Origin of the sequence: Embleya sp. NPDC059237 (genome assembly GCF_042754105.1) — a bacterium.
Taxonomy (GTDB): Bacteria; Actinomycetota; Actinomycetes; order Streptomycetales; family Streptomycetaceae; genus Embleya.
Genome location: NZ_JBHZAE010000058.1, coordinates 1 through 1,730, shown reverse-complemented (window position 1 = coordinate 1,730; position 1,730 = coordinate 1). Strand labels below are relative to the sequence as shown.

Genomic DNA, 1,730 nt, shown 5'->3' with positions numbered 1-1,730 from the left:
GAACACTGGCGTGTCCCCTTCACAGTCTCCCACCTATCCTACACAAGCCGAACCGAACACCAATATCAAACTATAGTAAAGGTCCCGGGGTCTTTCCGTCCTGCTGCGCGAAACGAGCATCTTTACTCGTAGTGCAATTTCACCGGGCCTGTGGTTGAGACAGTCGAGAAGTCGTTACGCCATTCGTGCAGGTCGGAACTTACCCGACAAGGAATTTCGCTACCTTAGGATGGTTATAGTTACCACCGCCGTTTACTGGCGCTTAAGTTCTCAGCCTCGCCCCGAAGAGCTAACCGGTCCCCTTAACGTTCCAGCACCGGGCAGGCGTCAGTCCGTATACATCGTCTTACGACTTCGCACGGACCTGTGTTTTTAGTAAACAGTCGCTTCTCGCTGGTCTCTGCGGCCACCACCAGCTCACCCTGCAAGAGGGATCACCAACAATGGCCCCCCTTCTCCCGAAGTTACGGGGGCATTTTGCCGAGTTCCTTAACCACAGTTCACCCGAACGCCTTGGTATTCTCTACCTGACCACCTGAGTCGGTTTGGGGTACGGGCCGCCACGACACTCGCTAGAGGCTTTTCTCGGCAGCATAGGATCATCCACTTCCCCACAATCGGGTCGGCATCAGGTCTCAGGCTTCATGAGAGACGGATTTGCCTATCTCTCGCCCTACACCCTTACCCCGGGACTACCACCGCCCGGGCTGGACTACCTTCCTGCGTCACCCCATCGCTCACCTACTACCCGATTGGTTCGGCGGCTCCACCCATCCGATCACCCGAAGGATCCCGGCGGCTTCACGGCCTTAACATCACGAGGTTCAGCGCTGGCGCATCGTAGCGGGTACGGGAATATCAACCCGTTGTCCATCGACTACGCCTGTCGGCCTCGCCTTAGGTCCCGACTTACCCTGGGCGGATTAGCCTGCCCCAGGAACCCTTGGTCATCCGGCGCACACGTTTCCCACGTGTGATTCGCTACTCATGCCTGCATTCTCACTCGTGCAGCGTCCACCACTGGTTTCCACCGCGACTTCACTCGCTGCACGACGCTCCCCTACCCATCCGTACACCTGAACCACGAAGGCTTGGCTAACATACGAATGACACGACTTCGGCGGTGCGCTTGAGCCCCGCTACATTATCGGCGCGGAATCACTTGACCAGTGAGCTATTACGCACTCTTTCAAGGGTGGCTGCTTCTAAGCCAACCTCCTGGTTGTCTCTGCGACTCCACATCCTTTCCCACTTAGCGCACGCTTGGGGGCCTTAGTCGGTGCTCTGGGCTGTTTCCCTCTCGACCACGGAGCTTATCCCCCGCAGTCTCACTGCCGCGCTCTCACTTACCGGCATTCGGAGTTTGGCTTATCTCAGTAACCTGGTGAGGCCCATCAACAATCCAGTGCTCTACCTCCGGCAAGAAACACACGACGCTGCACCTAAATGCATTTCGGGGAGAACCAGCTATCACGGAGTTTGATTGGCCTTTCACCCCTAACCACAGGTCATCCCCCAGGTTTTCAACCCTGGTGGGTTCGGGCCTCCACACGGTCTTACCCGCGCTTCACCCTGCCCATGGCTAGATCACTCCGCTTCGGGTCTTGGGCGCGCGACTCAATCGCCCTGTTCGGACTCGCTTTCGCTACGGCTACCCCACACGGGTTAACCTCGCCACACACCGCAAACTCGCAGGCTCATTCTTCAAAAGGCACGCAGTCACGGCCACC

General features: G+C 57.6%; 1 rRNA gene. It reads right to left on the bottom strand.

The window, feature by feature from the left end:
• Positions 1 to 1,730: ribosomal RNA gene (locus ACFXKZ_RS52385) — 23S ribosomal RNA — on the bottom strand; the annotation flags it as partial.